16 protein-coding genes are annotated in these 16,417 nt (G+C 38.1%); 2 read left to right on the top strand and 14 right to left on the bottom strand.

Annotated features, from left to right (window positions below; translation table 11 throughout):
* Positions 1–159: 159 nt before the first annotated feature.
* The 13 genes from hisH to LUD75_RS03130 form a co-directional block, all read right to left on the bottom strand.
* Positions 160–741 (bottom strand): imidazole glycerol phosphate synthase subunit HisH, encoded by a 582-nt coding sequence (gene hisH / locus LUD75_RS03190; RefSeq protein WP_232704250.1) that lies wholly within the window; start codon positions 739–741, stop codon positions 160–162.
* 72 nt (positions 742–813) lie between these two features.
* Positions 814–1,947: a bifunctional histidinol-phosphatase/imidazoleglycerol-phosphate dehydratase HisB gene (gene hisB / locus LUD75_RS03185; RefSeq protein WP_232704249.1), complete on the bottom strand. Its 1,134-nt coding sequence runs from the start codon at positions 1,945–1,947 to the stop codon at positions 814–816.
* A gap of 106 nt (positions 1,948–2,053) precedes the next feature.
* A complete protein-coding gene (gene hisC, locus LUD75_RS03180; RefSeq protein WP_232704248.1) occupies positions 2,054–3,085 on the bottom strand; it encodes a histidinol-phosphate transaminase in 1,032 nt (343 codons plus the stop codon).
* Positions 3,075–4,367 (bottom strand): histidinol dehydrogenase, encoded by a 1,293-nt coding sequence (hisD, locus tag LUD75_RS03175; RefSeq protein ID WP_232704913.1) that lies wholly within the window; start codon positions 4,365–4,367, stop codon positions 3,075–3,077. Before hisD ends, hisC begins: the two co-directional genes overlap by 11 nt.
* Positions 4,367–5,224: an ATP phosphoribosyltransferase gene (gene hisG, locus LUD75_RS03170; RefSeq protein WP_232704247.1), complete on the bottom strand. Its 858-nt coding sequence runs from the start codon at positions 5,222–5,224 to the stop codon at positions 4,367–4,369. Before hisG ends, hisD begins: the two co-directional genes overlap by 1 nt.
* A gap of 230 nt (positions 5,225–5,454) precedes the next feature.
* Positions 5,455–6,261 (bottom strand): aminotransferase class IV, encoded by an 807-nt coding sequence (locus LUD75_RS03165; RefSeq protein ID WP_232704246.1) that lies wholly within the window; start codon positions 6,259–6,261, stop codon positions 5,455–5,457.
* Between the two features lie 49 nt (positions 6,262–6,310).
* Positions 6,311–6,697, bottom strand: coding sequence for an START-like domain-containing protein (locus tag LUD75_RS03160; RefSeq protein WP_034970246.1), 387 nt, complete (start codon positions 6,695–6,697; stop codon positions 6,311–6,313).
* Positions 6,698–7,140: 443 nt separating this feature from the next.
* Entirely contained in the window at positions 7,141–8,319 is a 1,179-nt protein-coding gene (locus LUD75_RS03155) for an aspartate aminotransferase family protein (RefSeq protein WP_232704245.1), read from the bottom strand.
* A 325-nt stretch (positions 8,320–8,644) separates the two neighbouring features.
* The gene (locus LUD75_RS03150; RefSeq protein ID WP_232704244.1) at positions 8,645–9,598 is read right to left on the bottom strand and encodes an alpha/beta hydrolase; all 954 of its coding nucleotides are present in this window, start codon (positions 9,596–9,598) and stop codon (positions 8,645–8,647) included.
* Between the two features lie 96 nt (positions 9,599–9,694).
* Positions 9,695–11,440: an OstA-like protein gene (locus LUD75_RS03145; RefSeq protein ID WP_232704243.1), complete on the bottom strand. Its 1,746-nt coding sequence runs from the start codon at positions 11,438–11,440 to the stop codon at positions 9,695–9,697.
* Positions 11,440–11,919 carry a transcriptional repressor gene (locus LUD75_RS03140; RefSeq protein ID WP_232704242.1) on the bottom strand — a complete coding sequence of 160 codons (480 nt, stop codon included), beginning with the start codon at positions 11,917–11,919 and terminating at the stop codon, positions 11,440–11,442. Before LUD75_RS03140 ends, LUD75_RS03145 begins: the two co-directional genes overlap by 1 nt.
* Before the next feature lie 28 nt (positions 11,920–11,947).
* A complete protein-coding gene (locus LUD75_RS03135; protein ID WP_232704241.1) occupies positions 11,948–13,927 on the bottom strand; it encodes a KUP/HAK/KT family potassium transporter in 1,980 nt (659 codons plus the stop codon).
* A 146-nt stretch (positions 13,928–14,073) separates the two neighbouring features.
* Positions 14,074–14,400 (bottom strand): hypothetical protein, encoded by a 327-nt coding sequence (locus LUD75_RS03130; protein WP_034976700.1) that lies wholly within the window; start codon positions 14,398–14,400, stop codon positions 14,074–14,076.
* A 226-nt stretch (positions 14,401–14,626) separates the two neighbouring features.
* Here LUD75_RS03130 and LUD75_RS03125 point away from each other — a divergent pair, with 226 nt between their 5' ends.
* Positions 14,627–14,800, top strand: a complete 174-nt coding sequence (locus LUD75_RS03125) for a DUF5522 domain-containing protein (RefSeq protein WP_165569350.1) — start codon at positions 14,627–14,629, stop codon at positions 14,798–14,800.
* Between the two features lie 7 nt (positions 14,801–14,807).
* A complete protein-coding gene (locus tag LUD75_RS03120; protein WP_034976702.1) occupies positions 14,808–15,341 on the top strand; it encodes a DUF4136 domain-containing protein in 534 nt (177 codons plus the stop codon).
* Positions 15,342–15,421: 80 nt separating this feature from the next.
* On the opposite strand, the gene LUD75_RS03115 is transcribed toward LUD75_RS03120, so the two are convergent.
* Positions 15,422–16,261: a restriction endonuclease gene (locus tag LUD75_RS03115; protein ID WP_232704240.1), complete on the bottom strand. Its 840-nt coding sequence runs from the start codon at positions 16,259–16,261 to the stop codon at positions 15,422–15,424.
* Positions 16,262–16,417 lie beyond the last annotated feature (156 nt).

The following is a 16,417-nucleotide window of genomic DNA, read 5'->3' as shown; positions in this document are numbered from 1 at the left end:
TTTTAATGATTTAAAAGATTCTAACCACAAAAGTCACAAAATATTTTTACGTTTTTTTAGTTATTCAAAAGTTCAAAAAAGGTTTTATGGGAAATTTTGTTTTCTTTTGAAAGGCTTCATTTCAATCTTTTCTTTTGTGTCTTTTGTGGTTGAAAATAATTATAATTTTAAAAAATTCTCTAATATTTTGCTTCCTAAGATTCCGCTTTTCTCGGGATGAAACTGGACGCCGAAAAAGTTGTCTTTTTGCAAAGCCGTGCTATGCGCTTCGGAATAATCTGTGGTCGAAATCGTGTGTTCGTTTTTTGCAACGTAGTAACTGTGAACGAGATACGTGTAAGTCTGCTCTGGAATTCCTTTGAACAAATCGGATTTCAAATCGTAAATTTGATTCCAGCCAATCTGCGGAACCAAGACCGAATCCGGAAATTTTCTGACCGAAACGTCGAAGATTCCTAACGCTTTCGTATTGCCTTCCTCCGAGTCTTTGCAAAGCAACTGCATCCCGAGACAAATTCCCAAAAGTGGCTGTCTGAGCTCCGGAATCAACAAATCCAGCTGGGTTTCCCGCAAAGAATTCATTGCAAAAGACGCTTCGCCAACGCCTGGAAAAATGACTTTGTCCGCGTTGGAAATCTCATCGGGATTACTCGTGAGTTTCGCCGAAAAGCCTAATCTTTCAATTGCAAATTGAAGACTTTGAACATTCCCAGCTTTGTAATCTATGATAACTGTATTCATTTTTTTTATTTTTTAGATGATAAAATCAAGATTCAAAGTCTATTCTCTATTCGTCTATTATCTAATTGTCTCCTACAACATTCCTTTTGTTGATGGTAAAATCATTTTGTCTGGGTCGCGTTTTACGGCAGATTTCAGGCATTTTGCAAAGGCTTTGAAAATCGATTCTATTTTGTGGTGCTCGTTGTCGCCTTCCGCTTTAATGTTGAGGTTCGCTCTTGCCGAGTCGGAGAAGGATTTGAAGAAATGAAAGAACATTTCGGTGGGCATTTTTCCAATCATTTCGCGCTTGAAATCCGCTTCCCAAACAATCCAATTTCGTCCACCGAAATCCAGTGCGACCTGCGCCAGACAATCATCCATCGGCAAAACAAAGGCGTAACGTTCGATTCCCAGTTTATTCCCTAATGCTTGATAAAATGCTTCTCCGAGGGCTATTCCTGTGTCTTCAATCGTGTGGTGTTCATCAACTTCCAAATCGCCATCGACCTTGATTTCCAAATCCATTTGACCGTGTTTCGAAATCTGGTCGAGCATATGGTTGAAAAACGGAATGCCGGTTTCTATGTTGGATTTTCCGGTTCCATCGAGGTTTAGATTGATTTTAATTTTGGTTTCGTTGGTATTTCTGATGATTTCGGAAGTTCTGTTTTCAAGTTTCAGGAATTCATAGATTTTTTTCCAAGAAGTTGTTTTTAGACCAATAACATCTTCGAGCTCATCATTTTCTAAAATCTCATCTGCTCCAAGATTCTCATCAGTATTAATGAAAATTGCTTTTGAATTGAGGTTTTTCGCAAGCTTGACATCTGTAATTCTGTCGCCGATAACGAAGGAATTTTCTAGGTCGTAAGTTTCTTTATCAAAATATTTCGTTAATAAACCCGTGTTCGGTTTTCTTGTTGGCGCATTGTCTTTAGCGAAGGTTTTATCAATGAAGATATCTTCGAACTTGATGTCTTGACTTTCAAATGCTTCAATGATAAAATTCTGAATCGTCCAAAAGTTTTCTTCCGGATGAGAAACTGTTCCCAAACCATCCTGATTGGTCACCATTACCAATTCGTAATCCAATTCGCTCACGATTTTTGAAAGGTAAGTGAAAACTTGCGGATAGAATTTCAGCTTTTGAAAAGAATCAACCTGATAATCTTCGGGCTCGAGAACCAAAGTTCCGTCGCGGTCTATGAATAATATCTTTTTCATTTTTTATGGACTTTTTATTTTTATATGGCTTCGAGAGCCTCAGCCTGACAACTGCTTAAACTTTCTTAAATTTTTATTTGTCACCCTGAGCTTGTCGAAGTGCTTTCTAATTTAAATTTTGGAGCGTTTCTATTAACTTTAAATTTTCTTCAGGAGAACCAACAGTGATTCTCAAGCCATTCTTAATGACCGAATTTCGGTTCCTGACAATCACATTTTCATTCACTAATTTTTGATAAATCAAATCTGCATTTTCAACTTCAATCAAAATAAAATTGGCGTCTGAAGGAAATATTTTTTTTACCAATTTGAGTTGTTGTAAACTTTGAATCAGAAGTTTTTTCTCATTCAAAATCAGTTTAATATTTTCTTGAACGAGTTTGATATTTTCATCATTCAAAGTATCTACAATTGCATTTTGATTAAGCTGACTGATGTTGTACGGCGGTTTTGTTTTATTGTAAAATCTGATAATTTCCTCGGAAGCATAAGCAATTCCAACCCGAACGGACGCCATTCCCCAAGCTTTGCTGAAAGTTTGACTGACGATGAGATTGGGATAATTTTGAATTTGATTCCTAAAACTTTCTTCCGGACTAAAATCAATGTAAGCTTCATCAATAAAGACAATTCCGTTGAAATTCTCAAGAACATATTCTATGTTTTTGATTGAATTTCCTGTTGGATTATTTGGCGAACAGATGAAAATAATTTTCAGATTTTCGTCGTTCAAATAAGGTTTCAAAGTGTCCAAATCAATTTGGAAATCTTCATTCAATTCCAGATTGATAAGTTCTACATTATTAATATTAGCCGAAACGTCGTACATTCCATAAGTTGGCGAAAAAGTCAAAATCTTATCCTTTCCAGGCTCACAAAATATTCTGAAAACCAAGTCAATCACTTCATCGCTTCCATTCCCGAAGAAAATATTGTCAGCAGAAATCTGATTAATTTTGCTCAATCTTTCCTTGATTTTTCTTTGATGAGGGTCAGGATAACGGTTCAATTCTCCAAAAGGATTTTCATTCGCATCCAGAAAAATCCCATTCTCACCTTCAAACTCATCTCTTGCGGAAGAGTAAGGTTTGAGATTCAGAATATTTTTTCTGACCAATTTTTGAATATCAATTTTCATTTTCTAAATATTTTAATCTGACAGAAACTGCATTTTTGTGAGCCACTAATTCTTCTGCTTCAGCCATTAGCTCGATGGTTTTTCCGATGTTTTGAATTCCATTCTTAGTGATATTTTGAAAAGTGATTTTCTTCACAAAACTATCCAGAGAAGCGCCACTGTAATTTTTCGCAAAACCATTTGTCGGCAAAGTATGATTGGTTCCGGAAGCGTAATCGCCTGCGCTTTCCGGACTGTAATTTCCTAAGAAAACTGAACCTGCGTTTGTGATTTTATTAGTAAAATTCTCAGCGTTTTCAATTGACAAAATCAAATGTTCTGGCGCATAAAAATTAGAAAAGTCGATGGCTTCATCAATGGAGTTTAGTAAAATTGATTTGCTGTTTTGTAATGCGATTTTAGCAATTTCGTTACGCGGTAATTCTTTGAGTTGATTTTCGATTTCAATATTAATTTCATTTATAATTGTCTCAGAATCACTCAACAAAATCACTTGAGAATCGGTTCCGTGTTCGGCTTGAGACAATAAATCTGACGCTACAAATTCTGGAATCGAACTTTCATCAGCAATCACCAAAACTTCACTCGGACCAGCCGGAATATCGATGGCGACATTATAATTAAGCGCCAATTGTTTCGCAAAAGTTACATATTGATTTCCAGGTCCGAAGATTTTATCAACTTTCGGAAGCGTTTCTGTCCCAAACGTCAAACCTGCAATCGCTTGACTTCCACCAATTTTGAAAATATTTTTTATTCCAACTAAGTCTGCTGTAAATAGAATAGCTGGATTGATTTTTCCATCTTTGTCTGGAGGCGAACAAAGTGCAATATTTTTACAACCTGCAATGTTTGCAGGAATTCCCAACATCAAAACTGTAGAAAACAAGGGTGCGGTTCCTCCAGGAATGTAGATTCCGATATTTTCAATCGCTCGGCTTTCTCGCCAGCAAAAAATGCCTTCCGTTGTTTCAATGATTTTTTTCTCTTCTTGCTGAGACACGTGAAATTTTCTGATATTTTTAGAAGCAGTTTTTATAGCAGATTTTAATTCATCAGAAACTAAATTTTTAGCTTCTTCAATTTCGATTTCTGAGACTTTTAAATCATTCAACACAACACCATCAAATTTTTCTGTGTAAAACTTCAAAGCTTTATCACCATTAATTTTCACTTCATCAAAAACAGATTTCACTTGCTCAGAAAGGTTTTCCTGATTCTGCAAAGGCCTTTCGCAAAGTGATTTCCAGTCTTTGATATTTGGATATTTATACTGCTTCATCATAATATCATTTTTTCGATTTCTAACACCAAAATTCCCTGCGCACCTTCATTTTTCAACTTCTCTATCACTTCCCAAAATTGGTCTTCTTTGATAACTGAGTGGATGGATGACCAGCCACTTTCCGCCAATGGAAGAATAGTCGGCGATTTCATTCCTGGTAGAATGTTAATGATTTTGTCCAAGTTTTCATTAGGAGCATTCAGAAGAATGTATTTACTTTCGGACGCTTCTTTTACAGCATTGATTCGGAATAATAGTTTTTTGAGAATGTCTTTTTTATCTTCAGACAAATCATTATTTGAAACCAAAACAGCTTCGCTTTCCACAACCGTTTCAACTTCTTTCAAACCGTTTGTCAACAAAGTAGAACCTGTGCTGATGATGTCAAAAATAGCATCTGAAAGTCCAATTCCAGGCGCAATTTCTACACTTCCACCAATCTTCTCAATTTGTGCATTGATGTTTTTTTCTTGGAAATAGTTGGTAAGAATCCCAGGATAAGACGTCGCAATTTTTTTTCCTTCGAAATATTGAAGTCCGTTATAACTTTCTTCTTTCGGAATCGCTAAAGACAGTCGGCATTGCGCAAATCCCAATTTCTGGATGGTTTCGATTTGCTTTTTCTGTTCCAGAACTTCATTCAGTCCAAGAATTCCAATATCGGCAACGCCTTGTTCCACGTATTGCGGAATATCATCGTCGCGAAGGAAAAGGATTTCCAGTGGAAAGTTGGACGAAACGGCTTTCAATTTTCTGGTGCCGTTGGAGATTTTGATTCCACATTCTTCGAGGAGTTTGAGGGACTTTTCGCTCAGTCGTCCGCTTTTTTGTAAGGCTAATTTCAGTTTACTCATTTTAGATTTTAACATAAGTCCGAGTAAACGACAGGAGAATTTTGGAATAAAAAAAACCGACTGATTACTCAGACGGTTTATATTTTTAGAAGTTATGACATATCACGACCTTCCCGTCTGTGCGAGGAAATGGTGATGATGATGCATAAATTGTGTAGTCATTTTGATATTTTGATGAAGCAAATGTATAGAACTTATTTTAATTAAATCTAACTTTTCTGGAAAATTAACTAAATAAAATTTTCGGCCCACTTCTGGACCATCTCAGAAAACCGTGTGTTTTCAAAGGTTTTGTTCCTGATTTTGGAAACAGAATGAACACCTTTTTCATCCGAAATTCTTAAAATCTCTTCCGCTTTTTGAGATTCGAAAGCGATGATTTCCGCTTCTTCTATTTCGGCTAATTTATTTTTATGAATGAAAGTGATGAAGTTTTCCATCAAAGGCGAAATGTACGCGCCTTCCGTTTGTTTCGGGATTTTAATCACGTTATCCTGCAAAAACAATAGATTTCCGAAGATACTTCTGGCGATTTTTTTGTTTGGATTGAGGAGAATAACATCGTCCAAATCATTTTCCTTAGCGTAAATCTGAGCGTAGATATTTTCCGGAGAATGCACTCTGATATTACTCAAAAGATTAGCATTCACATTGATTTCCTTAATCAAATCCAACTCCACATTGCCTTGGATTCTCAAAACATCTTCAGTCTCATCCACTTCAAAAAAGAACGCCGTTTCGGATTTTGCCAAAGGTTTTTCGTCCTGCTTTCTGTAAGCCATCAATTGGACGATTCCGTTCTGAACGCCTTTTGATAAAACTTCATTCTGTAAAAGTTCCTGGAAAAATTCCAACGTGTAAGTCAAAGGAATGTTCAATCTCATCTTTCGCATCGAAGCCATCAGGAAGAAGTAAGATTCCTCCGCCATAATGATTTGACCGTTTCTGATGAAAAATGAAACCCAAACCGAATCTCCAAAAAGAAAAGATCGGTTCAGTAGCTGTAAATTGTCTTGTGTGTAAACTATCTTCTGCATTGTATGGTATAAAAAAATAATGAACGATAAAATCGTTCATCCATTATTTTTAAGAAGCTCCTAATTTTAACTGTAGATTTTCTATCAGGTTTTCCCAATAGAGTCTGTTTTCCTCTTCATCGCCAGGCTCACAAAAGTCGGTGATATTCAGAGAAAGGTCGTCCGTAATCTCGTCTATAACAATAGAAAGTTCGAAGAAATATTTAGAACCCTCGTCCTCTTCCCAACGGAAACGCACGAAACTTTCCGGCTTATATCTGATAAGTGTCGCTTTTTCAGCAGGACCACTTCCCCAGCTGAAGAAAAAATCGTCTCCACGCTCCACCACATCTTCCGCAAACCATTCTGATAATCCTTCTGCACTCGCCAAATACTCGTACAAAATCTCTGAGAGACAATGCATATTGTATTCGTACTGCACTTTCGTTTTCGCCATATTCAAATTCTAATTGTGGCGCAATATATAAATTAATTTTTTATTTCCAAATCAAAATGTCTATGGAAATTCAAAATTTTTATAGAAATAATGTATGATTTTTATTAGCTGATTTCTACGATTCGAAAAACCTACAATCCATCGATTATTTGGCACTTTTGAACGTGAATATTTGGGCAGCTATTTCCGCCTTCCGCTCCCAATCTTTTTTGCTCACGATTTCCATTAAGTTGAACTTGAGTGCAAGCAAAAAAGGATTTCCGCTCAAGTCGGGCTGCAGATTTGTAGGTCAATCAAGATTTGTTTTCAATAGAAATTATCTTTCACATCTTTAAGAGATGAAGTCTTGATATATTAGTAGAAGTCGAACGTATTCAAGTAAAAAGTGCGAAGCACTGACATATCGGTTTGAGAATAAATGATAATTCACTGCTGCAGATTTCTTATTCCACTTCATTCAAAACTTCCAGAATAATCGCACAACCTTTTCGGATTTCATCTTCCGAGATTGTAAGTGGCGGAGAAATTCTCATATATTCATTTCGGTAAAGTTGCCAGAAGACAATCAGACCTTTTTCCATACATCTGGAAGCGACCTTCAAAGTGTATTCCGGACTTCCAAGATTGACGGCCAACATCAAACCTTTTCCATTCACATTTTTGATTTTCGGATGAACGAGCAATTCACGGAAGAGTTTTTCTTTTTTGTCGGTTTCTTCCATCAATCCACTTTCCAGAACTTCTTGTAAAGTTGCAAGAGAAGCAGCTGCAATCAGCGGATTTCCACCAAAAGTTGTAATGTGTCCCAACTTCGGCGAATGTGAAAGGCTCGTCATAATTTCCTTAGAACTCATAAAAGCGCCAACCGGAACGCCGCCACCCATTCCTTTTCCCATCACAAGAATGTCGGGAACAATCCCAAAATGCTCAAAAGCAAACAGTTTTCCCGTCCGTCCAAAACCCGGCTGAATCTCATCAAGAATCAACAACGCACCAACTTCCTCACAACGCTTTTTCAGCTGAATGAAGTAATTATCTTTCGGCATTATAAATCCTGCGGCACCTTGAATGGTTTCTACAATCACGCAAGCCGTTTTCTCCGTAATCTTGTCAAGGTCATTTTCATTATTGAACTCGATGAAATTGACCATTGGTAGCAACGGGCGGAATTCTCTCTTATGGACTTCATTTCCGGCAACAGAAAGTGCGCCGTGTGTGTTTCCGTGATACGCTTCTTTGAAAGCGATGATTTCTTCTCTTCCCGTATAACGTTTTGCGAGTTTCAAACTGCCGTCAATAGCTTCTGCGCCTGAGTTGACGAGGTAAGTCACTTCCAAAGGTTCGGGCGTTGCGTCTGCCAAAAGTTTGCAAAGCGCGACTGGTTTTTCCTGAGCATATTCACCATAAACCATCACGTGCAGATATTTATCCGCCTGTTCTTTGATGGCGTTCACAACCTTCGGATGTGAATGTCCCAATGTATTTGCAGAAACGCCGGCTACAAAATCCAGATAAGCGATTCCGTTTTTGCCGTAGATGTAGCTTCCTTCTGCTTTTTCCACTTCGAAACCTGCGGCGTAAGGTGTTGTTTGGGCTTGGTATTTGAAAAAATCGGTCTTCATTTTTTTATGTAGATGTTAGAAATGAGATTTTAGAAGTTAGATTAAAATCAATTATTTTTGATAATAAATCAAGTTTCTAAACTCTTACAAAGTTCGGGAATTTCTTAGTTTTTTCGTGGATATATCAACGAAAATTTCAATCTCGGCGAAGCGCGCCCCGACTTATCTCAAGTTTACATTTTTTTATTTGAATCGATGAACCACTACGTTAGGTTTGAACGGAGCTCATTTTTTGTGGCTGGTTTTTGGAAAGGCAAAAATAGCGGGAACGGAAGGCGGATAAAGGCGCCCAAATTTCAACGAAGCTCGATTTGACAAAGATTTTTTATTTATTGAAAGCCCTATTCAAAGCGGCTACTCTGGCTTTCCAGAAATCTTGTCCAGCTTTGGAATCCGGAGCCAATGCGTCGAAAACGTGCGTCATTCCCGGATAGATATGCAACTCAACCTGCACTCCTGACGCTGCCAGTTTCTGAGCATACTCAATGCCTTCATCGCGAAGACAATCCATTGTGCCGACGGCAAGAAACGTGTCGGGAAGGTTGCTCAAATCCTCAACCATATTCGGAACCGCTTTGGAATACTCACTTTCGGGAACATTTGTAAGGTAGCACTGGAAGCCGTAATGGTTCATCCAGGAATCCCAAACGCCAAGATTCGTAATCTCTTTGTTGCTTTCGGAAGTGTCTTTGCAATCCACCATTGGATAGACCAGAAACTGCATCTGTAGTTTTGGACCGTTTTCGTTTCTTGCCCGGATGGCAACAGAAGTGGAAAGCAATCCGCCGGCACTTCCGCCACCAACAACGATTTTTGAAGTATCAACTCCAAATGCTGAGGAATTTGCGACGATGTGCAGAAGTCCTTCATAACAATCGTTAAGTGGTTTTGGATAGGGATTTTCGGGAGCCAATCTGTAATTGACAGAAGTAATCACGCAGTTAAGTTCGAGAGCCAGATTGTAAAGCGTCTGGTCTTCCTGCTCTGGCAATCCGCTCATAGTTCCACCGCCGTGAATCCAGTATAGCAAGGGTTTTGGAGTGTTGTCATTCAAAGGTGTGAAAACGCGCAATTGGGTTTCCAGACCATCACTGTTTGTGAAATGTTTGTTTTCTACTTTCAGGTCAGATGTACTTTCGACACCTACTTGCTGCGCCATTTGTTTCAACGCACCTCGGAAAGCTTCTTGCAAAGGCATTCCTTCCGGTGGTGCAGGTTGGCTGTTGTAGGCTTCTAAAACGGGAATCAATTCCGGAGCAAGTTCCAATTTATACTTCATAATTTGTGTTTTAATATTTTACTTTATCGAATTGTTAATTCTTAAAGTTAAAAATATTTTGATAATCAGCAAAAAATGAAACAAAAATTTAGCAAATTATTTTTTAACCCGAACAGGCGTCTTCGGTTTGTTTTTTTCTTCGAGTTTCTTGCGTTCAGCATCCGCTCGTTCGAAAAGAGAGTTGTCTGATTGGTAGAAGATTTCGGGATAGTTTGGTGTATCGAGGAAAATGTCGCCCCATTTCTGTGGTCGATCCTTTGTATTCCAATTAAAATCTTTGAAAAAACGTTCGTCCTTGGATATTTTGCTCATCGGATAAGTGTCTGTGTTTGCTCCGATATTGCAATCTACATTTTCCAATTTCCGCTCTATAAATTGTGCGACAATCTCGCCGCAAGTTGATAATGCAACACCAATTCTTGTTACTTCTTTTGTCTTTTGATTGGTGTCATCCGCATAAGTAATTGCCTGAGCATTACCGACAGCCTTTGCAATATCGATCGCATTATTTTTAAGATAAACGATCATATTCTTGCTTTTAATCTGATTGAATTCATCTTTCAAATTAAGAGAATCTGCCTTGCTAATTGCAAATGCATTTCCTATAACATAAATTGAATCTGTAATTTCTTTTTCCGTATTGCTGTAAACTCGGATCTCATCGCCGGTAACCTGTTTTACACCCATCCAGAGAATTGGTTTTCGGATCAGATGCATCTCGCCGTCGGTCTCATTGAAACTAAGTGAATCTGACCGACCCTGCATATTGGTTTTGTAAATTCTCACTTTTCTAAATGCTCTCAGAAAACTTTTTTTCTTAAGCTTATCGATAGAATCCGATTTTTGATAAGTCAGGAATTTTTCTGCCGAAATGTAAACCGAATCTTTGCTGAGAATCTTGACAGCGTAAGGTTTATCGGTTACCATTGCGGAATCTTTTTTCTCATAGATTTCGCCGTAGCCACCTTTGATGTAGCGGTTCTGTTTTGGATCATCCAAAGTAACATTGCCTGTCCCTTTTCCGAATCCTGTATTTCTGTTGAAGTAGAGTTTGTCTCCTGTCAGAACTTTATCGTTGTAATGAATTCTTGAGTTTTTATTAAGGAAAGATTCTCCGGTTTTTGAGTTATAAGTTCCTAATTCTGTGTAGACGTAATTCCTTGGATTGCCTTTATCCCGAATGGTGGTTGGTCCAAAAAAATCTGAAGCGCCCGTATTTTGGTTTTGTTTGATATTATCACTGACGATCGTGTACTTGTCAGTTTCGATGTTAGAACGACCGATGAAATCAATCATCTTGGTGTTGAGGTAATAAGTCGCAGACTTTGTGTACATCACACTTCCATCGTTACTGTAAATCGTTCCGCCTGTGTTGAAGTAGGCCGTATTTGGAATCTTATCGTAGTAAAGTGTTTCTGTTTTGATGGTCTGTTTCGGGTCGGTAAGGACAACGTTTCTTCTTGCGATTCCACGTTCTGTATTGCCATCGTATTCCATTTCTTCGGCTGTAATTCGGTTTCCGTCGGCTGTAGTTAGGACGACGTTTCCGATGGCTTTTAAGAAGTTTTCTTTCTGATAAAAAACTACTTCATCAGCAGTTAAAACTGAACCTTGATGTTCGAAAACAACATTTCCTGAGAAAACAGGATTTCCTTCATATCTGTCAGCTTTTACACCGAAACTGTCGGAGTGTCTGTGCTGAACTTTCTTTGAAGCTTCTGTATTTGGATTTGGATTATTGAAAAAAGGATCTTTTACCAGACCTGTGTTTTGGGTTGGCGCCACTTGCGAAAAGATTCTTACAACAACTAAAAGTAATATTAAAAGAAAGGTTTTCTTCATTAATTTTCAGACTTCTTGTGTCCGTAGAAGTACAACGAGTGCGTATCAATACTTACACCAAATGCTTTTTCAATCGAGTCTTTGATGCCTTGGATTCTCGGGTCGCAAAATTCTATGATCTCTGCAATTTCTTTGTCAGAATCTTCTTTGTAGATCACCAAATGATCGTGCTGCTTATCGAAATATGATTTTTCGTACGACGATGTACTCAATGTTTTCTCTCCGAACTGGTGCTTTCTGATCAATCCTGCATCCAGAAAGATCTCGATCGTATTGTAGATCGTGGCTTTGCTCACGTGGTATTTTTTCTGCATCATCAGAAGATAAAGATCGTCCACGTTGAAGTGATGTTCCATACCATAGATCTCTTCCAAAATGGTATAACGCTCCGGTGTGTTGCGGAAGCCTTTATCCATAAGGTATTGTCTTAGAACATCTTTAATAGTTGCGATATTCAACTCTTTTTGTTTCGTATCCATCTTACAAAATTAGCGATTTTTTTTGTGATTAATCAAAATGCTTGCCTTCGACTCTTTCTATCTTCTCTGTTTTGATCTTCTGGTCTAGTAGTGGCGCAGATTCTACAACCACATTGTGACTGGCAACACCATAAGCCGTGAAATCGTTGCTTCCAAGTTTCTTCACAAAATTATAAATGTTAAGAATAATTTTATCGCGGATCGTCAATAAGAAGTCGTTGATGTAAACATTATCGATGATGACAAATTTCAGATCCGGTGGAATGTTATGCGTTCTGAGTGACGGATGCGAACTTCTGGATGGAATCGTTCCTTCCTCCATCATTTCCGCCAAAACTTGCTGGAAGTAGTCGTTGATCCTTCTGTCTCTTTTGAAACCGAGTAAGAAGCTGATCTTATAAATTGTTCCAGGTAGAATTTCCTCCACATTATATTTGAAACTGTATGGGTCTTCCTGGTTGACGATGTTTAGAATGAAATAATGGTCTGCTCTTTTCGGCTGCGCTCTGATGATGGAGTAGATGATTTTTGATTCCACTTCGTCGTCTCTTTTTGCACGGCTGATAAAGGCCAGATTGGTCGCGTATTTTGGAATCGTTTCATCCAGCTTCATATCTTTTATCGTAGAGATATATTTCTCAAGTTTCACAAATTTGATGAAAGTGGTTTTGATGATTCTTCCGTTGTACCAGGCGTACATACAAATTCCGATGAATCCTGCAAGAAGAACAGACATCCAGCCGCCGTCAAAGAATTTGATGATATTGGCACTGAAAAATCCACCTTCGATGACAATGTAAATCAAGGCAAAAATTGCAATCCAAATTTTATTGGTTCTTGTTTTGAGAAACCAGAAAATCAAGAGAATGGTTGTCATCAACATCGTGACCGTGATGGAAAGTCCATAAGCAGCTTCCATTTTACTGGATTCTTTGAAGTATATAACGACGATGAAACAAAGCAATAAAAGTCCCCAGTTGATTTTCGGGATGTACATTTGACCTTTGATTCCAGAAGGATATTCAATTTCCTGATTTGGCCAGAAGTTGAGCGACATTGCTTCCGAAAACATTGTGAAAGCACCTGTGATAACGGCCTGACTGGCAATAATAGCTGCTGCAGTCGCGAGAACAACTCCCGGAATAATAAACCATTCCGGCATAATTCCAAAAAATGGATTCTTGCCTGCAAAAACTTCGTGGTAATTGCTTAATAACCAAGCACCTTGGCCAAGATAGTTAAGAATCAACATCGCTTTTACGAAAATCCAACTCGCCTGGATATTTTTGATACCGCAATGTCCAAGGTCGGAATACAAAGCTTCCGCTCCCGTTGTACAAAGGAAAACAGCGCCTAAAATGACGATGGCACTTGGCGAATTATAAATTAATTTGATGCCGTAATAAGGATTGAAAGCTTTCAAAACTGTTGGATGTTCTATCAATTGGACTAAACCAAAACCGCCTAAGACCAGAAACCAAAGCACCATTACAGGTCCAAAGAATTTTCCGATAAAACTTGTTCCAAACTGCTGAACGACGAAAATAACGATTAGAATAAATAAGGTTATCGGAACAACAGGCGGTTTGTGCATTACCAATTCAAGACCTTCTATCGCTGAAATTACAGTCATAGATGGTGTAATAATACTGTCCGCAACCAAAGTTGCTGCACCGATTATCGCAATTCCGTACAGCCATTTTTTCTTAAATCTTTTGACGAGAGAGTAGAGCGATAAGATTCCGCCTTCGCCTTTGTTATCGGCCTTTAGAGCGATGATAACGTATTTGATTGTCGTCTGTAAAGTCAGTGTCCAGATGATACACGAGAGTGCACCTTCGATGTATTCTTCCGAGATGATGCCTCCGGATTTTCCGGCGTTGATGATGGCCTTCATCACGTACAACGGCGAGGTTCCGATGTCTCCGAAAACAATTCCTAATGAAACTAAAATCCCAACTGCGGAAAGTTTTTTGAGGTCAAAATGACCACTGCTATCTTGCGACATAATGTAAGAATTATTGAAAAATAATTTTGCAAATTTAGATTATTTTATAGTCTGAGAAATTTTTTTAGTGAAAATGTAATATTGGAGAAGTTTTTGTAATTAATATAATTGATTGTCAGTCGGTTGCAAGCTCAACTTTTATTTAATTACAAATACGAAATGAAACTCCACCATTTCCTCTTTTTAAGATAATCTAAGTTTTGGTCGTTCTTGTAAGCTTCTCTTTCGAAGCTGATGTTTCGGTAAGCCAGGTCCGGATTTTTGTATTTGAGATATTTGATATAATATTCTGACAAGTACCAAATGTAAAACGGAATAATCAAAAGTTCCAGCTGCTGACGAAGATGAATTTTCTCGTGGTTGATGAGAATCGGATTGTGTCTCAACTCTTTTTTCCTCAGCAAAATAAATGGGAATAAGGTAATCCCCGAAATTTTAGTATTTTTGAGTAATCTTTGGCAGATGATTATCATTTTGAGAAGTTAGAGTTTAGATGTTAGAAATTAGATTTTAATTCTAATGTTAAATGGATAAATTTGATTTGAAGACGAATCTGCAGCCCGACCTGAGTGGAAATCCTTTTTTGTGGCTGGAAAAGCGCAGGCAAAAAGATTGGGAACGGAGGGCGGAAATAGCTGCCATAATAATTTTGATTAATAATCTATCAAAGATAAAAATTTTGGTACAGTTTTTTAACTTATGAAACTAAATGACATCAAAGAGAATGAAGACTTCTACTACAACGAGCAAGGTTACAAGGTTTTTACGGAGAAATTCCATCTGAAACGTGGCTATTGCTGTAAAAGTGGATGCCGACATTGCCCGTATGGCTACGATAAAAAGACGGATACATTTATTAAAAAATCTAAATAATATTACAATGAAAAAATATTTCTTCATATTACTGGCAGCAGTTTCCCTGGGTGTGACTTCGTGTAGCCCTTTCAACGTGAAATCTGACTATGCAGCAACGGCAAATTTTGCCAACTACAAAACCTATCTGCTGAGAACAGACGACCTGAAACTGAACGACATCGACAAAGACAGAGTTTTGAACGAATTGTCCAAACAATTGCAAGCGAAAACTTTGACATCGGCTCAGAATCCTGATTTGATTATCAATGTGAAAGCTTCGCACAAGAAAGTCCAGGATGTGACGACTTCTTACGGCGGCGGTTTCGGCTGGGGAAGACCTTGGGGCTGGGGCGGTGGTTTCGGAATGGGAAATACTTGGACGAACAATTACAATAGCGGAACCATCGTAGTGGACATCGTGGATGCGAAAACTCAAAAATTGGTTTGGCAGGGAATCGGAAGCGGACTTTCTGTAGATTCGCCGAAGTCTAAACAAAGACAAATCCCTGAAATCGTAGCTGAGATAATGAAAAATTATCCGCCACAGAAAGGGAAATAGTTTAGATTTTAGAAATTAGAAATTAGAATCTAGAAGTTAGAAAAATTAAACCGCCTTGTTATTTTAGCAATGCGGTTTTTTTATTCCGAAATTTTGATGACAAGAAGTTCTTTTGCTTCTTTCAGAATTTCTGATTTTCTTGCGTCATTCAAATCAAGAACGTCCAGTAAATTCTGATTGTTGAATAATTCCTTGACCAAAACACATTTTTTCTCCAGCAGTTTTTGTTTCTGTTTTCCGTCCAAAGTGGTGAGGCAAGTGATTGGATAGAGCGCATTTTGGTCAACCAAACTTTTGATGTTTTTACCTTTTGGATAATCCCAAGACAGCAATCGGAGTCCGTAATATTCGCCAAAAGCCACAGAATCTTTGGTAAAATAAGTGTTCGTGATGAGCCAGCCATCTGTAAATTCGGTTTGAGTTTCAAATAAATTATAATTAATTCCCGAAATATCTTTGATTCTCGATAGAACGTACATCGGCGTTGTGACGGAGATTTTCGTGTCTTCCGCATTTCGGAATTTGCATTCAACCCAATAGGTTTTCTCATCTTTTTTGGCAATAACATCCGCTTCGTGCGTGACCGAATGTCCTTTTATCAGCTGTCCGGTTTCCGTTTTGTAGCCGATGTTTTGAAAAACTCTTGCAATCCACTGTTCGAAATAAAATCCTGCAGGTCCCAATTCCAACAACGCTTTTTTCAAGCTGTAACGTGCTGCGACGGAATTTGAGATTTTCTTCAGTTCATCGAAAGCCAGTTTGTAAATTTCTCGTGTTGTGACGCCTTCGATGCAATTTGGCAAAATATTGTCAATCACTTTTTTGATGGAATTTTCTTCCGCTCCAGAGTTGCGAAGTGAGTTTTCCAGTTTTGAGATTTCAAATTCTACAATTTCGCCAGCGTTATTTTTGATTTTCATAGTTTAATTTTTATTTGGGGCAGCTTTATCCGCCTTCCGCTCCCAATCTTTTTGCCTAGCTTTTCCAGCCACAAAAAAGGATTTCCGCTCAAGTCGGGCTGCGAGCAATTCGACGTCCCAAAAGATAATAAATACTTTGTACTTAAATACATTTTA

This window comes from Epilithonimonas sp. JDS (assembly GCF_021261315.1).
Taxonomy (GTDB): domain Bacteria; phylum Bacteroidota; class Bacteroidia; order Flavobacteriales; family Weeksellaceae; genus Epilithonimonas.
The sequence above is the reverse complement of the archived record's forward strand: the minus strand, read 5'-3'. Positions and strand labels throughout refer to the sequence as shown.